Source organism: Streptococcus sp. F0442 (assembly GCF_000314795.2).
Taxonomy (GTDB): domain Bacteria; phylum Bacillota; class Bacilli; order Lactobacillales; family Streptococcaceae; genus Streptococcus.
Genome location: NZ_KB373315.1, coordinates 487168 through 503242 on the forward strand (window position 1 = coordinate 487168; position 16075 = coordinate 503242).

Genomic DNA, 16075 nt, shown 5'->3' on the forward strand with positions numbered 1-16075 from the left:
AGAAATGACAAAATTAATTTTTATGGGAACGCCTGATTTTTCAGCGACGGTTTTAAAGGGATTGTTAGCAGATTCGCGCTATGAAATTTTGGCAGTTGTGACTCAACCAGACCGCAAAGTAGGTCGCAAAAAAGAGATTCGAATGACCCCGGTGAAGCAGGTAGCTTTGGAACATCAACTACCGGTTCTTCAGCCGGAGAAATTATCGGGTAGTCCAGAAATGGAAACTCTCTTATCACTAGATGCAGATGGAATTGTGACCGCTGCTTTTGGACAATTTTTACCGACAAAATTGTTGGAGAACTTCCAATTTGCAGTGAATGTCCACGCGTCTTTGCTGCCTAAATATAGAGGTGGGGCTCCCATTCACTATGCTCTGATCAATGGTGATGAAGAAGCTGGGGTTACAATTATGGAAATGGTCAAGGAAATGGATGCCGGAGACATGATTGCAGCTCGTTCTCTCCCAATTTTAGATGAGGACAATGTGGGAACTTTGTTTGAAAAATTGGCTGTCCTTGGACGTGACTTACTCCTAGATACTTTGCCAGCTTACCTGGCAGGGGAGATCAAGCCAAGTCCACAAGATCCAAGTTTGGTTACATTTTCACCGAATATTTTACCGGAAGAAGAGGTTTTGGACTGGACCAAAACCAATCGCCAAGTCTTTAATCAGATCCGAGGGATGAATCCTTGGCCGGTCGCTCATACGTTATTAAATGGGCAACGCTTTAAAGTTTATGAAGCAGAGCTATGCGAAGGAAATGGAAATCCAGGAGAAGTGATTGGTTTGAGCAAAAAAGAGTTGGTAGTCGCTACAGGAGAAGGTGCTCTATCCCTCAAAGTCGTGCAGCCCGCAGGAAAACCTAAAATGTCTATTACAGACTTTTTAAACGGTGCCGGTCGTCAATTACATGTAGGTGATCGCTTTGGAAATTAAACAAATGAATGCGCGTGAACAGATTGTTCGTGTTTTAGAAGAGATCTTTGAACACGGAGCTTATTCCAACATTGCCCTGAATCAAGCGCTAGAACAATCTCTGTTTTCAGATAAGGATAAAAGCTTTGTGACGGAGGTTGTATACGGTACCGTAGCAAGGAAAATAACGCTCGAATGGTATCTTGCCCACGTGATCGAGGATCGAACAAAGTTGGATCAGTGGCTTTATTATCTTTTGATGATGAGTCTCTATCAACTTGCCTATTTGGACCGTATTCCCGACCATGCTGTTGTCAATGAAGCAGTACGGATCGCAAAACGTCGTAAAGAGGGTAGCGAAAAGTTTGTCAATGCAATTCTCAGAAAGCTGATCCGCGAGGGCCTACCAGATACTGAAACCATCAAGCGAAAGAATAAGCGTTATTCGGTTCAGTACTCCCTACCCGTCTGGTTGGTCAAAGCATTGATCGAAGAATACGGTGAAGAGCGAGCTCTGGCTATTTTTGAAAGTTTATACCAGCGTAATAAATCCAGCATTCGTGTCATCGATTTGAGTGAGAAAGAACAACTAGCCCAGATGCTGGAAGCAAATGAATCCCTCATAGCAACTTCAGCGCTCGTGAAAAATCAGGGGCATTTTGCAGGGCACTCTTTATTTAGAGAAGGGCGCATCACCATTCAGGATGAATCCAGCCAATTGGTCGCTCCAGCTTTGGATTTACAAGGAGATGAGTGGGTTCTAGATGCTTGTGCAGCACCGGGAGGGAAGACGACTCACCTTGCTTCTTATCTCACAACTGGAAAAGTCACGGCCTTGGATCTCTATGATCACAAACTAAAATTGATTCAAGAAAATGCCAATCGTCTCCATGTTGCAGACAAAATTTTGACAAAGAAGTTAGATGCGACCAAAGTCTTTGAAGCATTTGGCTCTGATGCATTCGATAAAATATTGGTGGATGCACCTTGTTCAGGGATAGGTTTGATACGGAGGAAGCCCGATATCAAGTACAATAAAGAGAGTGCAGATTTTGCATCTTTACAAGCTATTCAATTGGCAATTCTGGATAGTGTTTGTCAAAGTGTGCGTAAAGGTGGTATAATAGTGTACAGTACGTGTACAATTATGGGAAAAGAAAATTTTGAAGTGGTGGACCAATTTTTGAAACACCATCCAAATTTCAAACAAGTTCCATTGGAGCACGAAAGAAAAGATATTCTCAAGAATGATTGTATTCTTATTACACCTGAATTATATGGAAGCGACGGCTTCTTTATCAGTCGTTTTAAGAGAATATCATAATATCAGGAGGAAACTGACAGTATGGATATGACGATCTTAACCGATGTAGGTCAAAGACGGACAAATAACCAAGACTATGCAAATCAATATAGAAACAAAGCAGGAAAATCCATGATTTTTCTTGCTGATGGTATGGGGGGACACCGTGCCGGAAATATTGCTAGTGAAATGGCAGTCACAGACCTAGGTGCGGCCTGGGTTTCTTCTGAAATCGAGACAGTGAATCAAGTTCGGGAATGGTTTGCAGAACATTTAGAAGCTGTGAACCGTCGGATTCATTTAGCAGGTCAAGATGATGAACATAAAGGAATGGGAACAACACTGGAAGCCTTGGCTTTTGTAGAAGGACAAGTGATTTTTGCCCATGTTGGAGATTCGCGGATTAGTCTCATTCGTCAGGGCGAATACCAGCAGTTGACTAGTGATCATTCTCTTGTAAATGCCCTTTTACGAGCTGGTCAAATTACAGAAGAAGAAGCAGCCCATCATCCTCAGCGTAACATCATCACCCAATCTATTGGTCAAAAAGACGAGCTAGAGCCGGATTATGGTTTGGTAACTGTTGAAGCAGATGATTATATTTTGATCAATAGTGATGGTTTAACCAATATGATCGGCCCTGATGAGATCAGAGACATTGTCTTGAGTGATGTTTCGCTAGAAGAAAAAGCTCAAACCTTGATTCGTTTTGCCAATAATGCTGGAGGTTTGGATAATATCACCGTTGTACTGCTCCACTTCACTGAGGAGGACGCAGCATGATTCAAATCGGCAAAATTTTTGCCGGACGATATAAAATCATCCAACAAATTGGACGCGGTGGGATGGCAGATGTTTATCTTGCTCGTGATTTGATTTTAGATGGTGAAGAAGTTGCAGTCAAGGTACTGCGTACGAATTACCAGACGGATCCCATTGCAGTTGCACGTTTCCAGCGTGAAGCAAAAGCGATGGCAGAGCTGGACCATCCAAATATCGTTCGGATTACAGACATTGGCGAAGAAGAAGGGCAGCAATACCTTGCAATGGAATATGTTGCAGGTTTAGACTTGAAACGCTATATCAAAGAAAATGCACCTTTATCAAATGAAGAAGCTATTCGTTTGATGGGGCAGATTCTTCTCGCTATGCGTCTTGCCCATACGTGTGGCATTATCCATAGAGATTTAAAACCACAGAATGTCCTCTTGACACCAGATGGAACAGCGAAAGTTTCAGACTTTGGGATTGCAGTGGCCTTCGCAGAGACAAGTTTGACCCAGACCAACTCAATGTTAGGGTCGGTTCATTATTTGTCTCCTGAGCAAGCGCGTGGATCAAAAGCTACGGTGCAAAGTGATATCTATGCGATGGGGATCATTTTCTATGAGATGTTGACGGGACACATTCCTTATGATGGAGATAGTGCGGTTACGATTGCACTGCAGCATTTTCAAAAGCCTCTCCCTTCTATTCGTGAGGAAAATAAGAATGTTCCACAAGCTCTAGAAAATGTAGTGATCAAAGCGACAGCTAAAAAACTGACGGATCGCTATAAGTCAGTGGCAGAGATGTATGTGGATCTTTCAAGTTGCTTGTCCTATGAGAGAAGAAATGAGAAAAAACTGGTTTTTGAAGACCAAGCGAAAGCTGATACAAAAACCTTGCCGAAAGTGACTCCAACTCCAAAGACGGCTCCTGTTCCAATCTCTGAAGTGCGCAGTGAAATTAGTTCGGTTGATCCGAATCGACCATTATCTGACCAGCAGCCAATAGCGCCAAGTAAAAAACCAAGAAGACGCTTACGAGCACGCTACAAGGTTTTATTTGTTGCCATTGCTCTAGTCCTTGCAGCCTTTACCTTCTTGTTGTATATGAGCCCAGCCAATAAAACAGTTCCGGATGTTTCTGGCAAGACTATTGCTGAAGCAAGAGCAGTTATTGAGGGACAAGACCTTCAAGTTGGTGAAGAAAAAGAAGAGTACAGTGATTCGGTTGCGGAAGGCTATGTCATTCGAACCAATCCAAATGCAGGAGCTCAAAAGAAAGAACAAAGTCGCATTGACTTGATTGTTTCAAAAGGACCGAGCAGCTTTGAAATGCCAAATTACGTGGGAGAAACGCGGGCGACAGCAGAAGAGGATCTAAAAAATACTTATAAAGTATCTAGCAAGATGATTACGATTGAGGAAGTTGAGACCTTCGAATATGCTCCGGGGACAGTTTTAGAGCAAACGCCAGCAGCCGGAGAACAATATTCTCTTAATTCAAAGACTAAGATTGTTTTAAAAGTAGCCAAGGAAACGACTTCTATTGAGATGCCAAGTTATATTGGATCAACATATGACTTTGCCCGAAGCAATCTGGTTGAAATCTATGGTATTAAAGAAGCCAATATCGAATTAAGGAAAACAGAACACCTCCCTGACGGGGTATTGGTTTCTGCAGGTCAAATTGTCAGTCAGACACCAGAGGTTTCAAGTACGGTGGATATTAACCGAACACGAATCGTTTTAACGGTATATGAACCTAAAGTGACAGCTTCTTCGAGTACAAAAGCGTCATCAAGTTCAGAAACATCTAGTTCCTCTTCTTCAGAACGATCGGATACCGAAACCTCTAGCAGTAGTAGTTCAACAGATACAGATTAAAAAATGAATTTCAGACTCAGATATATTTCTGAGTCTTTTTCTGTTTTTTTGTTTCTATGTCGTGATTTTAAAATTTCCCTATTGAGGGAAAAACTTTAAGAGTGCTGGAAGAAACGATATTTTGGAGTTTTTGTAGAAGGCATGTGAATCCCTTAACAATTAAGGAGTTTCAGCTTTGGAAAAATAAAATGGTCAATTAAACATAAGTTAATTTGAGGTTAGAAATAGATTGATTATCAAATTATTTGCTTTCGCTATAGGCTCATGCTATAATCTGCCTGAAAGGTGATCAAAGAGTAAAAATGTCGTTCAGACCTATTTTGATAGGGAACTGGCTAACAAAGAGATTTTTTTCCACTATTTGAAGAGGCCTTAACAACTAGTGGAGATAAATGTCGTGAACCAAGATGAGGATAGGTGGAATGACTTTTGAAATATGTGCACATAGTTGATGTATCTTTCACCTATACTTTCCAAATGGAGATTATTTAAATGGACAGAAAATATAGAGTGGTTAGTTGAGCAATTTTAGCAACAGCAATGATTGTCCCGGCTTTTATAGCAACAAAAGTAGCAGCAGAAAACAGAGGATGGAATAGCTACTCTTATGGTGCAAACTATTATAACTATGCTTATAATAACTGGAATGGTAATCATTATTATCGAATGAGTGACGGCACTTACCGGATCTACAGTAATGGCCAGTGGCAGCCTTTGACCAATCGTAACAACTCTAGAAATAACCTAGCCAACGATCCTCATTACCTTTATGAGAATGGCTACCATTACTATTTATTAGAGAATGGGGATTACTATTACTATCAAAATGGTAAGTGGGTTTTTGTGAAGAATTCTAGCGAAACAGAAAATCCTGTAACGCCGGATACTCCGACACCTACTCCAACACCGACCCCAAATCCAACTCCAACACCAGAGGAGCCAAACCCATCTGATAAACCAGATCAACCGGTGGAACCATCAGAACCAGCTACACCTGAAGATACGGATAACTTGGTTTTCCCAGAGAATCCGCCATTTGTAGGCGCAGATGGTGAATTCGATCCATTCGCTCCAACTCCTGAGAATCCAGCTGAGCCAAAACCAGAAGAACCTGTTCAACCAGAAGTACCTGGCAATGACGGTTTGGTAACAACTGACCAGCCAAGTGAAAATCAAACTCCTCCGTATGTAGAAACGCCAGCAGAAGGATTGGAACACCTTCCTTGGGCGCCAAATGGTCGTGTACCTAAGTTAGTCTACCCACCTGGTAAGCCTGGATCAGCTGCTTTGCGTAACGATAAGAACTATTACTTTGATGGGACAACTCATTACTACTATGTTCCATCCGATACTGAAGCTACAGGATATTCCGCATACTGGAAGTGGATTGATGGTAAATGGAAACTTCAAGGGATGACAGATCCTAATGACCCTGTCATTGATCCAAAATTCCATGAAGATGCCAAAGATGATGAGTATGCTTATAGCGATCGTGACTCAAGCGTCAAGCTCTACTCTACAAATCTTGTAGAAACTGCTAAAACTGGCCAAGCTCTCCCATTCAAGAACGTGGATGAATTTAAGGACTATGTCATGAAGAAAATGAATCCTAAATTTATTGATAATGCTGGATGGGATGCTAAAGTAGAATGGGAAATCGAAGATCCGGAACTCTTTGAGCAATCAAAAGAAAACCCATGGGCGAAAGACTATGTTTTAATTGCTAACTTGAAGAGTGGTGTTGACGAAAAAGAATACAAGGATGTTGAATTCGGTTATGTGAAATTCGTTTATCGTGTAGAAGCAACAGACGACACAAACTATGTCTACTTAGAAAAAGCTAAAGAAGCTTTTGCTAAAATCAATGAACTAAGAAAAGCTCAAGGTTTGAAAGAATTGACTTGGTCTGATGATGTCTACAACTCACTCGCTTTGCCAAAAGCTAACCAAATTTCACGCCAATATGATAGCACAGGTTTCGTAGCTCGTCGTGAAGAAGATCCAGCAACTGTGGCAACGAAATGGTTCAACAGTGGCTTGCGTGAATTGTTACTAGATCCAAATGTAACTGAAGGTGCGGTGGCAGCAGTTGTAAATGGAGATGGTTACTATTACTGGGCTTACAATTATAAATAATGCCTCTAGACAATCGCTATCGGATGAATAGATACTATTTCCGATATAGAGGACACCCAAAGGATTTTATCTTTTGGGTGTTTTTTTGCTCTTCGTATTATCCAACCACAGACGGAAGTCAAATAAGGAAAAATTTGATAAAATAGGAAAAGATGAGGTAGACTATGTGGAAAATACAAATCTTTATTTTCGTTGAAGCCATTTTATTAACGCTAGCAGCCATTACCATTTTATCAGTCGATTTCTCCAGATTCATTGTTTTGATGGTGCTCTTTTTGCTCCTTCTGTATTACTATTTTGGCAAACAAAAAGCAAATTTTCTATTAATCTCACTGAGTGTGCTCCTATTTTTTATCGTGATGCTGAATCCTTTTGTGATTGCGGCCATTTTATTTGCGGTTATTTATGGTTTATTGATCGCCTACCCTTATATGTATAAGGAAAATGAAGCAGTTGTGCTCGATGTCGAAGAGGATATAGAAATTCGTCAGGAAAAAACACGATGGATAGGTGATTTGCATCATTTTTCAAAGCAAAGTCGAGGTTATAGAGATCTGAGTATGCTCCGTGTTTTCGGAAATGACACCCTCCATTTGGAAGAGGTTGCGATTTGCGATTGGGACAATGTTATCATTATTCGCAAAGGTTTTGGAAATACAAAAATCATCTTACCGATTGATTTGGAGTTGCATTTACAAATTAACACCCTATATGGAGATCTAAAATTTTTAGATTTACCTGTCCGGAAAATGAGGAATGAAACGTTAGATATTGAAACAGTAAATTATCGGAGGTCCCATCGCTCTATAAAAATTGTGATAGTTGGTATTGTTGGGGATGTAGAGGTGGTGCGCCCATGAAGAAGCTAGATTATATTCTACTGTACTTCTATTCCCTAATGGTAGTCGCAGTTATTTGTCATACCATTTTTCATTTTGTTGGTTTTCAGTGGAGCAAACTTGTATCGAATCTATCCTTGCTTCAATCATTCCTATTTTTAGTTTTTAGCTTGACGTTAGCATTAACGGCTTTAGTTCTCTTGATTATAAAGATCACGCAATTTGTGACAGTTCATGCGGTACAACAAAAGGTGGAAGCTATTATGAATGGTTCCCAGCAAAAAGAAATTGCTCCTAAAGAACTGAACCAACAGCTGGATTTGTTGGATAGCAAATTGCATCGACTAGAAGAAAATTTACAGAGAAGTGAAAATCGTGTCATGCGAAATGAAGAAGAAATCATAGAAACAGAGCGCAAGCGGATAGCGCGTGATCTCCATGATACGGTTAGTCAGGAACTATTTGCAGCCAATATGATTTTATCTGGAGTGGCAGCACAGGCCCTTGAGTTAGAGAAAAAACAGATTCAGCAGCAATTAAATGGGGTATCGGATATTTTGGGAACAGCCCAAAATGATTTGCGTGTCTTGCTTTTGCATCTTCGTCCCACAGAATTGGAAGGGAAAAGCCTGGTAGACGGAATGAAGATGATTTTTAGAGAACTGAAAGAAAAGAGTAATTTAAAAGTTGTCTTCAAATACAATGAACTAGCTCTGCCAAAAGATATGGAAGAACATCTCTTTCGGATTGTGCAAGAAATTGTTAGTAATACACTGAAACACGCTAGGGCTCATCAAATGGATGTCTTTTTGTACCAGGAGGGAAAACAGCTTCATTTACGGATGGTAGATGATGGCATTGGTTTTGAACAGGAAAAATTGGAACGATTGAGTTATGGGTTGAAAAATATTCAAGAGCGTGTGGAAGATATGGCGGGAACAATTAAAATTCGAACGAGTCCTCAAAAAGGAGTGGCAGTGGATATCCGTGTTCCCCTTCTTATAAAAGATAAAAATGAAAAGGAAAGTGTATGAAAGTATTATTAGTAGATGACCATGAAATGGTTCGACTTGGTTTAAAGAGCTTTTTGTCCATGCAGACCGATATTGACCAAGTATTAGAGGCGCAAAATGGACAAGAGGGAGTTGAGTTAGCCCTGCAAGAACGACCAGATGTCATTATCATGGACATTGTGATGCCAGAACTAAACGGCATTGATGCAACACTAGCCATCTTAAAAGAATGGCCCAAAGCCAAGATTGTTATTTTGACCTCTTATTTGGATAATGAGAAAATTTACCCTGTACTAGATGCCGGTGCCAAAGGTTATATTTTAAAGACCTCGTCAGCAACGGAGATCTTACAGGCTGTCCGGAAGGTTGCAAAAGGAGAATTTGCGATTGAGACTGAAGTCAGTCAAAAAGTTGAGTCACGCAAGAACCATGCTGAATTGCACGATGACCTAACAGCTAGAGAACGGGATATTCTGGCTTTATTGACGAAAGGATATGAAAATCAACGCATAGCAGATGAACTCTTTATTTCTCTGAAAACAGTGAAAACCCACGTTTCCAATATTTTATCGAAACTAGAAGTTAGTGATCGGACACAAGCAGTCGTTTATGCTTTCCGTCACCATCTGGTGAATCAGGAAGATTTTTAAGTTGAAACATGCTATAATAGAGCAAGGAAAATAGGGGGAGACAAGTGGACGCAAAATTACGTTATAAAGCAAAAAAAGTAAAAATCGTCTTTTTTGATATTGATGATACGTTACGTGCAAAAGAAACGGGATTGATCCCAGAATCTGTCAAAGATGTCTTTCATCAGTTGAAAGAAAAAGGAATTCGAACAGGGATTGCAACCGGCAGAGGGGTTTTTGGGGTTGTTCCTGAAATTATGGATTTAAAACCTGATTTTCTAGTAACCTTAAACGGTGCCTATATAGACGATGCAAAAGGAACTGTCATTTACCAATCACCAATTCATGAAGCAATCGTTTCTTCTTTTGTGGATTGGGCCAAAGAATCTGAGATTGATTATGGGTTAGTGGCTAGTCATCAAGCGGCTCTGTCCAATCGGACAACCTTGATCAGTGATGCTATTGACATTATTTATCCCAACCTACCAGTAGATCCAGATCTGCATTTGAAAGAACCCATTTTCCAAATGTGGACCTTTGATGAACATGATAGTGAGTTAGAGTTACCGGATTTCTTGCAAGAGGACTTACGCCTAGTATTCTGGCATCCCCATTCGTCAGATGTTGTTCGCTTTGAAGCTTCAAAAGCTTCCGGAGTTTCTCAGCTTGTCAATCAATTGGGCTTGAAGCCAGAGAATGTTTTAGTATTTGGGGACGGATTAAATGATCTCGAACTGTTTGAGTATGCTGGGATTAGTATCGCAATGGGAAAATCTGCCCCAGAGTTACAAGAAAAAGCTGATTATATCACTAAGAATTTGGAAGAAGATGGCATTTTCTATGCCTTAGAGGAATTAAATATGGTTGAAAAAGAATTGACGTTACCACAGTTGGAACTTGGTGCGGTTGAAGGTCCTGTCGCTGTGATCAAAACCAATCACGGTGAGATGAAAATTCAATTGTTTCCAGATCAAGCGCCAAAAACAGTTGCAAACTTTGTAGCTCTTGCTAAGTCTGGCTATTATGATGGTGTCATTTTCCATCGGATTATTAAAGATTTCATGATCCAAGGGGGAGATCCAACAGGTACTGGTATGGGTGGTGAGTCCATTTATGGTGACAGCTTCGAAGATGAATTTTCAAAAGAATTGTACAATATTCGTGGAGCTCTTTCGATGGCCAATGCTGGACCAAACACGAATGGCAGCCAATTCTTTATTGTACAAAATCAACATCTCCCATACTCGAAAAAGGAATTGGTCCGCGGTGGCTGGCCTGAAAAAATTGCCGAAATCTATACGACAGAAGGAGGGACTCCTCACCTAGATCAACGCCATACGGTATTTGGTCAATTGATGGATGAAGCTTCGTATGCTGTATTAGATGAGATCGCGGTTGTTGAAACAGGTATGATGGATAAGCCGGTAGAAGATGTCGTGATTCAAACCATCGAAATTGAGGACTAATATGAAAATTGGAGATAAGTTAGAAGGAACCATCACAGGCATTCAACCTTACGGCGCCTTTGTCGAACTAGAGTCGGGTGTGACGGGCTTGATTCATATCTCAGAGATTAGAAGTGGTTATGTAAGTAATATTCAGGATATTCTGTCGATTGGGGAGAAGGTCTTTGTTCAAGTCATCGATGTTGATGAATATACCAACAAAGCTAGCCTCTCTTTGAGAACGCTTGAAGAGGCCCCGCAACGAATCATTCGACATCATCGCTTTTCTAATGACCGTCACAAGAGTGGTTTTACTCCCTTGGCCCAACAGATGCCGTCTTGGGTCAAAGAAGGAAAAGTATTCTTTAGCAAACAAGAGAAAAAATAAAAACTTCGCTAGGTGAATAGAGCCTAGCGAAGTTTTTTGGTACAGAATATTATTCAAATTCGTAAAGTGTAGTAGAAAGGTAGCGTTCCCCATTATCTGGTGCAAGAGCAAGAACTTTTTTACCGCTGCCTAGTTCTTTGGCTACTTCAATAGCAGCAAAGATAGCTGCGGCACTTGAAATACCGACTAAGAATCCTTCAGCTCCACCGATAGCGCGTGCAAGTTCGAAAGCTTCTTCTGAGGTAACACGACGGACCCCATCATAGGCGTTGGTATCTAAGGTATTCGGAACAAATCCAGCTGAAATACCTTGGATTTTGTGAGGTCCAGGTTTTTCACCAGAAAGAACTGCAGATTCATTGGCTTCAACGGCAAAGACTTTCACATTTGGGTTGTTCTTTTTCAAGGTATGTGAAATACCAGAAACTGTTCCACCAGTACCTACACCTGCCACAAAAGCATCGAGGCCATCTTTTCCAAAGGCATCAACGATTTCTTGTCCAGTTGTTCTTTCATGGACTTCTGGGTTAGCAGGGTTTTCAAATTGAAGAGGAAGGAAGCCATTTCGTTCTGCAGCGATTGCTTCAGCTTTAGCGATTGCACCTTTCATTCCTTCACTTCCAGGAGTCAAAACGAGTTCAGCCCCGTAGGCTTGGATAATTTTACGACGTTCCACACTCATCGTTTCAGGCATGACAATCACGACATTATAGCCTTTAGCTGCACCAACCCATGACAGACCAATCCCTGTATTCCCACTAGTTGCTTCGACAATCGTATCACCTGGTTTGATCAAGCCATCCGCTTCAGCTTTTTCAATCATGCTCAAAGCAATCCGGTCCTTGACAGATGATCCAGGATTGAAAGCTTCTAATTTGACATAGACATCTGCAGCTCCTTCAGGAACAAGTCGGTTCAATTTGACAATCGGTGTGTGTCCAATCAATTCTGTAATGTTTTCATAAATAGCCATAATTTACCTCAGTTCTAGGTTTTCTTGATACTAACCAGTATAGTCCCTTGTGGAAAGAATGTAAAATATAGAAATTTTATGGGTGTGATAAAAAAAACCTATCGTTGCCAATAGGTCTTGTATATTCCAAATAATTTATTCATTTTCAAGGGAAAGAAGGGGTACTTCAACCTCACGAATTCCTTGGTCCTCAATAATGACTTTTCCATTATAAAATTCGACTAAAGCTGCTGTGATAGAAGGTGTGTCTTCTTTGTCTACAAAAATAGTTGTCGTAACTTGATCTGTAAACATCGGATCTTGTTCTACCAATTGATTGTCTTTTAAGAAATTAGCAAATTCTTGGTATTGGGAATAGGTCAAAGTAATTCCAAGAACAACTTGCTCTTTGATTTCTACCAACCCGATTTCTCGAACCGCTTGTGCAACACTGCCAGCATAAGCGCGAATCAGACCGCCAGCCCCTAATTTAATACCTCCAAAATAGCGGGTAACCACGACACAACTATTGGTGATGTGATGATTCTCTAAAACTCCCAACATCGGTACACCCGCTGTTCCACTAGGTTCCCCATCGTCACTGGTCCGTTTAATGTCGCTATGTTCTCCAATGATGAAAGCAGAGCAATTATGTGTAGCCTTGTAGTGCTCCTTCTTGATCGTGTTAATAAAATCTCTAGCTTCCTCTTCAGAAGAGACACGTTTAACATGACAAATGAATTTCGATTTCTTAATTTCTTCTTGAACAGTACTGTTCTCTTTAAATGTAATATATTCCATATTCTTATTTTACAAAAAAAGAATGATTTTCTCCAATTTTTGCGAATTAATAAGTATGAGGATAGAAGATACTTATGGAAGACTCTTAACAGAGAGTCAGATGACAGATGATTTAAAAGAAATAGCCCAAGAACTTCCAGCTATAGAAAAACAGAATGGAAGGTACCAATGCTTTCGATGTGGCAGTATGATTGATCAAAAACTTTGGAAGTTGAGTGAAGAGGTGCTATATTGTAGATCTTGCATTCGATTGGGAAGAATCCAGAGTGATCAAAAACTTTATGCCATTGCGCAGCAAGACTTTGAAGGCCAAGAGGTATTAAACTGGAAAGGGAGCTTAACTTCCTATCAACAACAGGTGTCGGATGGACTCATTCAAGCAGTAAATGAAGGAAAAAATGCCTTGGTACATGCTGTGACAGGGGCTGGAAAAACGGAAATGATGTACCAGGTTGTGGCAAGAGCAATCCAAAAAGGACAAGCAGTCTGTATTGCAACTCCAAGAATTGATGTCTGTATTGAATTATACGGAAGGATGAAAGAAGATTTTTCCTGCCCGATATCGTTGCTTCACGGGGAATCAGACCCCTATTTTAGAACTCCCTTGGTAATCTCGACAACCCACCAATTGTTAAAGTTCTATCAGGCCTTCGATCTCCTTATCATAGATGAGGTAGATGCATTTCCTTATGTAGACAATCCTATGTTATATAAAGCAGTACAGAATGCAGTAAAGAAAAACGGAAATACTCTTTTTTTAACTGCAACCTCTACAGATGAATTGGATAAAAAAGTCAAGAAAAAAGAAATTATTCGTTATAGCCTTCCAAGAAGATTCCATGGTAACCCCTTAGTGGTACCTGAAATAAAATGGGTATCAAAAATTAGAGAAAAAATAGAAAAAGGAAGAATACCTAACGAATTATTGAAACTAATCAAGAAACAAAGACAGACACATTACCCTCTGTTAATCTTTGTATCTGAAATTGAATTAGGCCAGCAATTTACAGAGAATGTAAAAAAATACTTCCCTGAAGAAAAAGTAGGTTTCGTATCCTCTCAGACAAGGGATCGTTTGCAAATTGTGGAAGAGTTTAGAAAAAAAGAAGTGACCATTCTCGTCTCGACGACTATTCTAGAAAGGGGGGTTACTTTTCCGTTTGTAGATGTCTTCGTTTTAGAAAGTAATCATCGCTTGTTTACTAAAAGTGCACTTGTACAAATCTCAGGAAGGGTTGGTCGAAGCAAGGAAAGACCAACAGGACAATTACTTTTTCTATCAGATGGCACAACAAAAGAAATGAAGAAAGCAATAAAGGAGATAAAAGGGATGAATCAGGAGGCCGGCTTTTGAAATCATGTTTACTTTGTGATAAAGAGTTTAAAAGAAGTGAAGATTTTAGAGAACTTATCTTATTGAAAACAAAGGAAGAATGGATTTGTAAAGAATGCAAAGAAAAATTTGAAGCAATCAGTGACGTCCACTGTCCTAAATGTTTTAAAGATAAGGAAGAGAAGGAATGTAAAGATTGTAAATACTGGAGTAAAAAAGGAAATAAAGTTCAACATGAAGCTTTGTATAGATACAACGAAGCGATGAAGGAATATTTTAAACGATATAAGTTTGAAGGAGATCGCTTGTTAGGGACCATATTTGCAAATGATATTAAAAAAGCTATGAAAAAGTATAAAAGCTATACCATCCTAACAACTCCTATTAGCCATGAAAAGAAAGAGGAGAGGGGCTTCAATCAAGTTTCAACTATACTAGACTATGCAGATATAAAGTACAAGAATCTATTCAAAAAAGAGGATAGCCTAGCTCAATCAAAAAAGAGAAGAGTAGAAAGATTACAAACTTCACAGCATTTTCAGTTAAGAGAAGATGTGTCGACAGAAGAAAGATATCTTATATTTGATGATATCTATACTACTGGCAAAACTATCGAATTAATGAAACGCCTATTGCTTGAAAAAGGAGTGAAAGAAATAAAAACATTTTCAATTGCAAGGTAAAAAAAGATTTGCAAAATGTTTATGAAAGCGTTATAATATACATATAAATAAAAACATAATGTTTAGAAAGTAGGTACTTATATGATTAAATATAGTATCCGTGGTGAAAACCTAGAAGTAACAGAAGCCATCCGCGACTATGTCGTTTCTAAACTCGAAAAGATTGAAAAATATTTTCAGGCAGACCAAGAGCTAGACGCTCGAGTAAACTTAAAAGTTTACCGTGAAAAGACCGCAAAAGTAGAAGTAACCATTCCACTTGGATCAATTACTCTCCGTGCGGAAGATGTGTCTCAAGATATGTATGGTTCAATTGATCTCGTTGTAGATAAGATTGAACGTCAAATTCGTAAGAACAAAACAAAAATTGAAAAGAAAAATCGCGTTAAATCTGGTGCAGGGAAACTCTTCACAGATGCAGTTGTAGAAGAAGCGGCAACAACAGAAAAAGTTGTTCGTTCAAAAACAATTGATTTGGAACCAATGGATATAGAAGAAGCGATCCTTCAAATGGAACTGCTAGCTCATGATTTCTTTATTTATCGAGATGCAGAAGACAATACAACCAATGTTATTTATCGTAGAGAAGATGGAGACATCGGTTTATTGGAAGTTAAAGAGTAATTAATCCTAAAAATAGATTATAATATAGAAAGAAAACCGGAGCTAATTAGCTCCGGTTTTCTTTCTATCAAATGCTTTAGCAAGTAGAAAGAAAAACTTTTTTCAAAAAAATAAAACTTTTTTAAAAAAGTTATTGACAAGTAAAAGTGTACGTGATATACTAATATAGTTGTCGCGAGAGAGCGACAAAGACCTTTGAAAACTGAACAAGACGAACCAATGTGCAGGGCGCTATAACGGAAGTTATAGTAACTGAACAATAAAAAAACAATAAATCTGTCAGTGACAGAATGAGTTTAAGACAAACAATTATTTTAATGAGAGTTTGATCCTGGCTCAGGATGAACGCTGGCGGCGTG

The 16075-nt window shown here is 39.5% G+C and carries 15 protein-coding genes; 13 read left to right on the forward strand and 2 right to left on the reverse strand.

Features of this window, described 5'->3' with window-relative positions; genetic code table 11:
• The first annotated feature begins 4 nt into the window (after positions 1-4).
• The 10 genes from fmt (at position 5) to HMPREF9186_RS08865 (ending at position 11323) form a co-directional block, all read left to right on the forward strand.
• Positions 5-940, forward strand: coding sequence for a methionyl-tRNA formyltransferase (gene fmt, locus HMPREF9186_RS08820; protein ID WP_009732336.1), 936 nt, complete (start codon positions 5-7; stop codon positions 938-940).
• Complete coding sequence (rsmB, locus tag HMPREF9186_RS08825) at positions 930-2243, forward strand: 16S rRNA (cytosine(967)-C(5))-methyltransferase RsmB (RefSeq protein ID WP_037614164.1); 1314 nt, start codon at positions 930-932, stop codon at positions 2241-2243. Before fmt ends, rsmB begins: the two co-directional genes overlap by 11 nt.
• Positions 2244-2264: 21 nt before the next feature.
• On the forward strand, positions 2265-3005 hold the full coding sequence (locus HMPREF9186_RS08830; RefSeq protein ID WP_009732338.1) for a Stp1/IreP family PP2C-type Ser/Thr phosphatase: 741 nt from the start codon (positions 2265-2267) through the stop codon (positions 3003-3005).
• Positions 3002-4873 carry a Stk1 family PASTA domain-containing Ser/Thr kinase gene (gene pknB, locus HMPREF9186_RS08835; RefSeq protein WP_009732339.1) on the forward strand — a complete coding sequence of 624 codons (1872 nt, stop codon included), beginning with the start codon at positions 3002-3004 and terminating at the stop codon, positions 4871-4873. Before HMPREF9186_RS08830 ends, pknB begins: the two co-directional genes overlap by 4 nt.
• A 540-nt stretch (positions 4874-5413) precedes the next feature.
• A complete protein-coding gene (locus HMPREF9186_RS08840) occupies positions 5414-7009 on the forward strand; it encodes a CAP domain-containing protein (RefSeq protein WP_009732340.1) in 1596 nt (531 codons plus the stop codon).
• A gap of 164 nt (positions 7010-7173) precedes the next feature.
• Positions 7174-7869, forward strand: coding sequence for a cell wall-active antibiotics response protein LiaF (gene liaF, locus HMPREF9186_RS08845; RefSeq protein ID WP_009732341.1), 696 nt, complete (start codon positions 7174-7176; stop codon positions 7867-7869).
• Entirely contained in the window at positions 7866-8882 is a 1017-nt protein-coding gene (locus HMPREF9186_RS08850; RefSeq protein ID WP_009732342.1) for a sensor histidine kinase, read from the forward strand. The genes liaF and HMPREF9186_RS08850 overlap by 4 nt, the downstream gene beginning before the upstream one ends.
• A complete protein-coding gene (locus tag HMPREF9186_RS08855) occupies positions 8879-9511 on the forward strand; it encodes a response regulator transcription factor (RefSeq protein ID WP_009732343.1) in 633 nt (210 codons plus the stop codon). Before HMPREF9186_RS08850 ends, HMPREF9186_RS08855 begins: the two co-directional genes overlap by 4 nt.
• Before the next feature lie 44 nt (positions 9512-9555).
• Entirely contained in the window at positions 9556-10956 is a 1401-nt protein-coding gene (locus HMPREF9186_RS08860) for a bifunctional Cof-type HAD-IIB family hydrolase/peptidylprolyl isomerase (RefSeq protein ID WP_009732344.1), read from the forward strand.
• A gap of 1 nt (position 10957) precedes the next feature.
• Positions 10958-11323: a S1 RNA-binding domain-containing protein gene (locus HMPREF9186_RS08865; RefSeq protein ID WP_009732345.1), complete on the forward strand. Its 366-nt coding sequence runs from the start codon at positions 10958-10960 to the stop codon at positions 11321-11323.
• Positions 11324-11372: 49 nt separating this feature from the next.
• Here the strand turns inward: HMPREF9186_RS08865 and cysK are convergent, their stop codons facing one another.
• Together cysK and HMPREF9186_RS08875 are read right to left on the reverse strand one after the other, a co-directional pair.
• Positions 11373-12296 carry a cysteine synthase A gene (gene cysK, locus HMPREF9186_RS08870; protein WP_009732346.1) on the reverse strand — a complete coding sequence of 308 codons (924 nt, stop codon included), beginning with the start codon at positions 12294-12296 and terminating at the stop codon, positions 11373-11375.
• Positions 12297-12431: 135 nt separating this feature from the next.
• On the reverse strand, positions 12432-13076 hold the full coding sequence (locus tag HMPREF9186_RS08875; RefSeq protein ID WP_009732347.1) for a YigZ family protein: 645 nt from the start codon (positions 13074-13076) through the stop codon (positions 12432-12434).
• A gap of 55 nt (positions 13077-13131) precedes the next feature.
• Here HMPREF9186_RS08875 and HMPREF9186_RS08880 point away from each other — a divergent pair, with 55 nt between their 5' ends.
• The 3 genes from HMPREF9186_RS08880 to hpf all read left to right on the forward strand — a co-directional run bounded on the left by HMPREF9186_RS08880 (position 13132) and on the right by hpf (position 15716).
• Entirely contained in the window at positions 13132-14430 is a 1299-nt protein-coding gene (locus HMPREF9186_RS08880; protein ID WP_037614165.1) for a DEAD/DEAH box helicase, read from the forward strand.
• Positions 14427-15092 (forward strand): ComF family protein, encoded by a 666-nt coding sequence (locus HMPREF9186_RS08885; RefSeq protein WP_009732349.1) that lies wholly within the window; start codon positions 14427-14429, stop codon positions 15090-15092. Before HMPREF9186_RS08880 ends, HMPREF9186_RS08885 begins: the two co-directional genes overlap by 4 nt.
• Positions 15093-15173: 81 nt before the next feature.
• The gene (gene hpf / locus HMPREF9186_RS08890) at positions 15174-15716 is read left to right on the forward strand and encodes a ribosome hibernation-promoting factor, HPF/YfiA family (RefSeq protein ID WP_009732350.1); all 543 of its coding nucleotides are present in this window, start codon (positions 15174-15176) and stop codon (positions 15714-15716) included.
• Positions 15717-16075 lie beyond the last annotated feature (359 nt).

Bases quoted from the DNA above. Each gene is read 5' to 3' on its own strand.
- HMPREF9186_RS08855 (WP_009732343.1), top strand. From the start codon at position 8,879: ATGAAAGTATTATTAGTAGATGACCATGAAATGGTTCGACTTGGTTTA.
- HMPREF9186_RS08865 (WP_009732345.1), top strand. From the start codon at position 10,958: ATGAAAATTGGAGATAAGTTAGAAGGAACCATCACAGGCATTCAACCT.
- fmt (WP_009732336.1), top strand. From the start codon at position 5: ATGACAAAATTAATTTTTATGGGAACGCCTGATTTTTCAGCGACGGTT.
- HMPREF9186_RS08830 (WP_009732338.1), top strand. From the start codon at position 2,265: ATGGATATGACGATCTTAACCGATGTAGGTCAAAGACGGACAAATAAC.
- hpf (WP_009732350.1), top strand. From the start codon at position 15,174: ATGATTAAATATAGTATCCGTGGTGAAAACCTAGAAGTAACAGAAGCC.
- liaF (WP_009732341.1), top strand. From the start codon at position 7,174: ATGTGGAAAATACAAATCTTTATTTTCGTTGAAGCCATTTTATTAACG.
- HMPREF9186_RS08840 (WP_009732340.1), top strand. From the start codon at position 5,414: ATGATTGTCCCGGCTTTTATAGCAACAAAAGTAGCAGCAGAAAACAGA.
- HMPREF9186_RS08880 (WP_037614165.1), top strand. From the start codon at position 13,132: ATGAGGATAGAAGATACTTATGGAAGACTCTTAACAGAGAGTCAGATG.
- HMPREF9186_RS08850 (WP_009732342.1), top strand. From the start codon at position 7,866: ATGAAGAAGCTAGATTATATTCTACTGTACTTCTATTCCCTAATGGTA.
- pknB (WP_009732339.1), top strand. From the start codon at position 3,002: ATGATTCAAATCGGCAAAATTTTTGCCGGACGATATAAAATCATCCAA.
- cysK (WP_009732346.1), bottom strand. From the start codon at position 12,296: ATGGCTATTTATGAAAACATTACAGAATTGATTGGACACACACCGATT.
- HMPREF9186_RS08875 (WP_009732347.1), bottom strand. From the start codon at position 13,076: ATGGAATATATTACATTTAAAGAGAACAGTACTGTTCAAGAAGAAATT.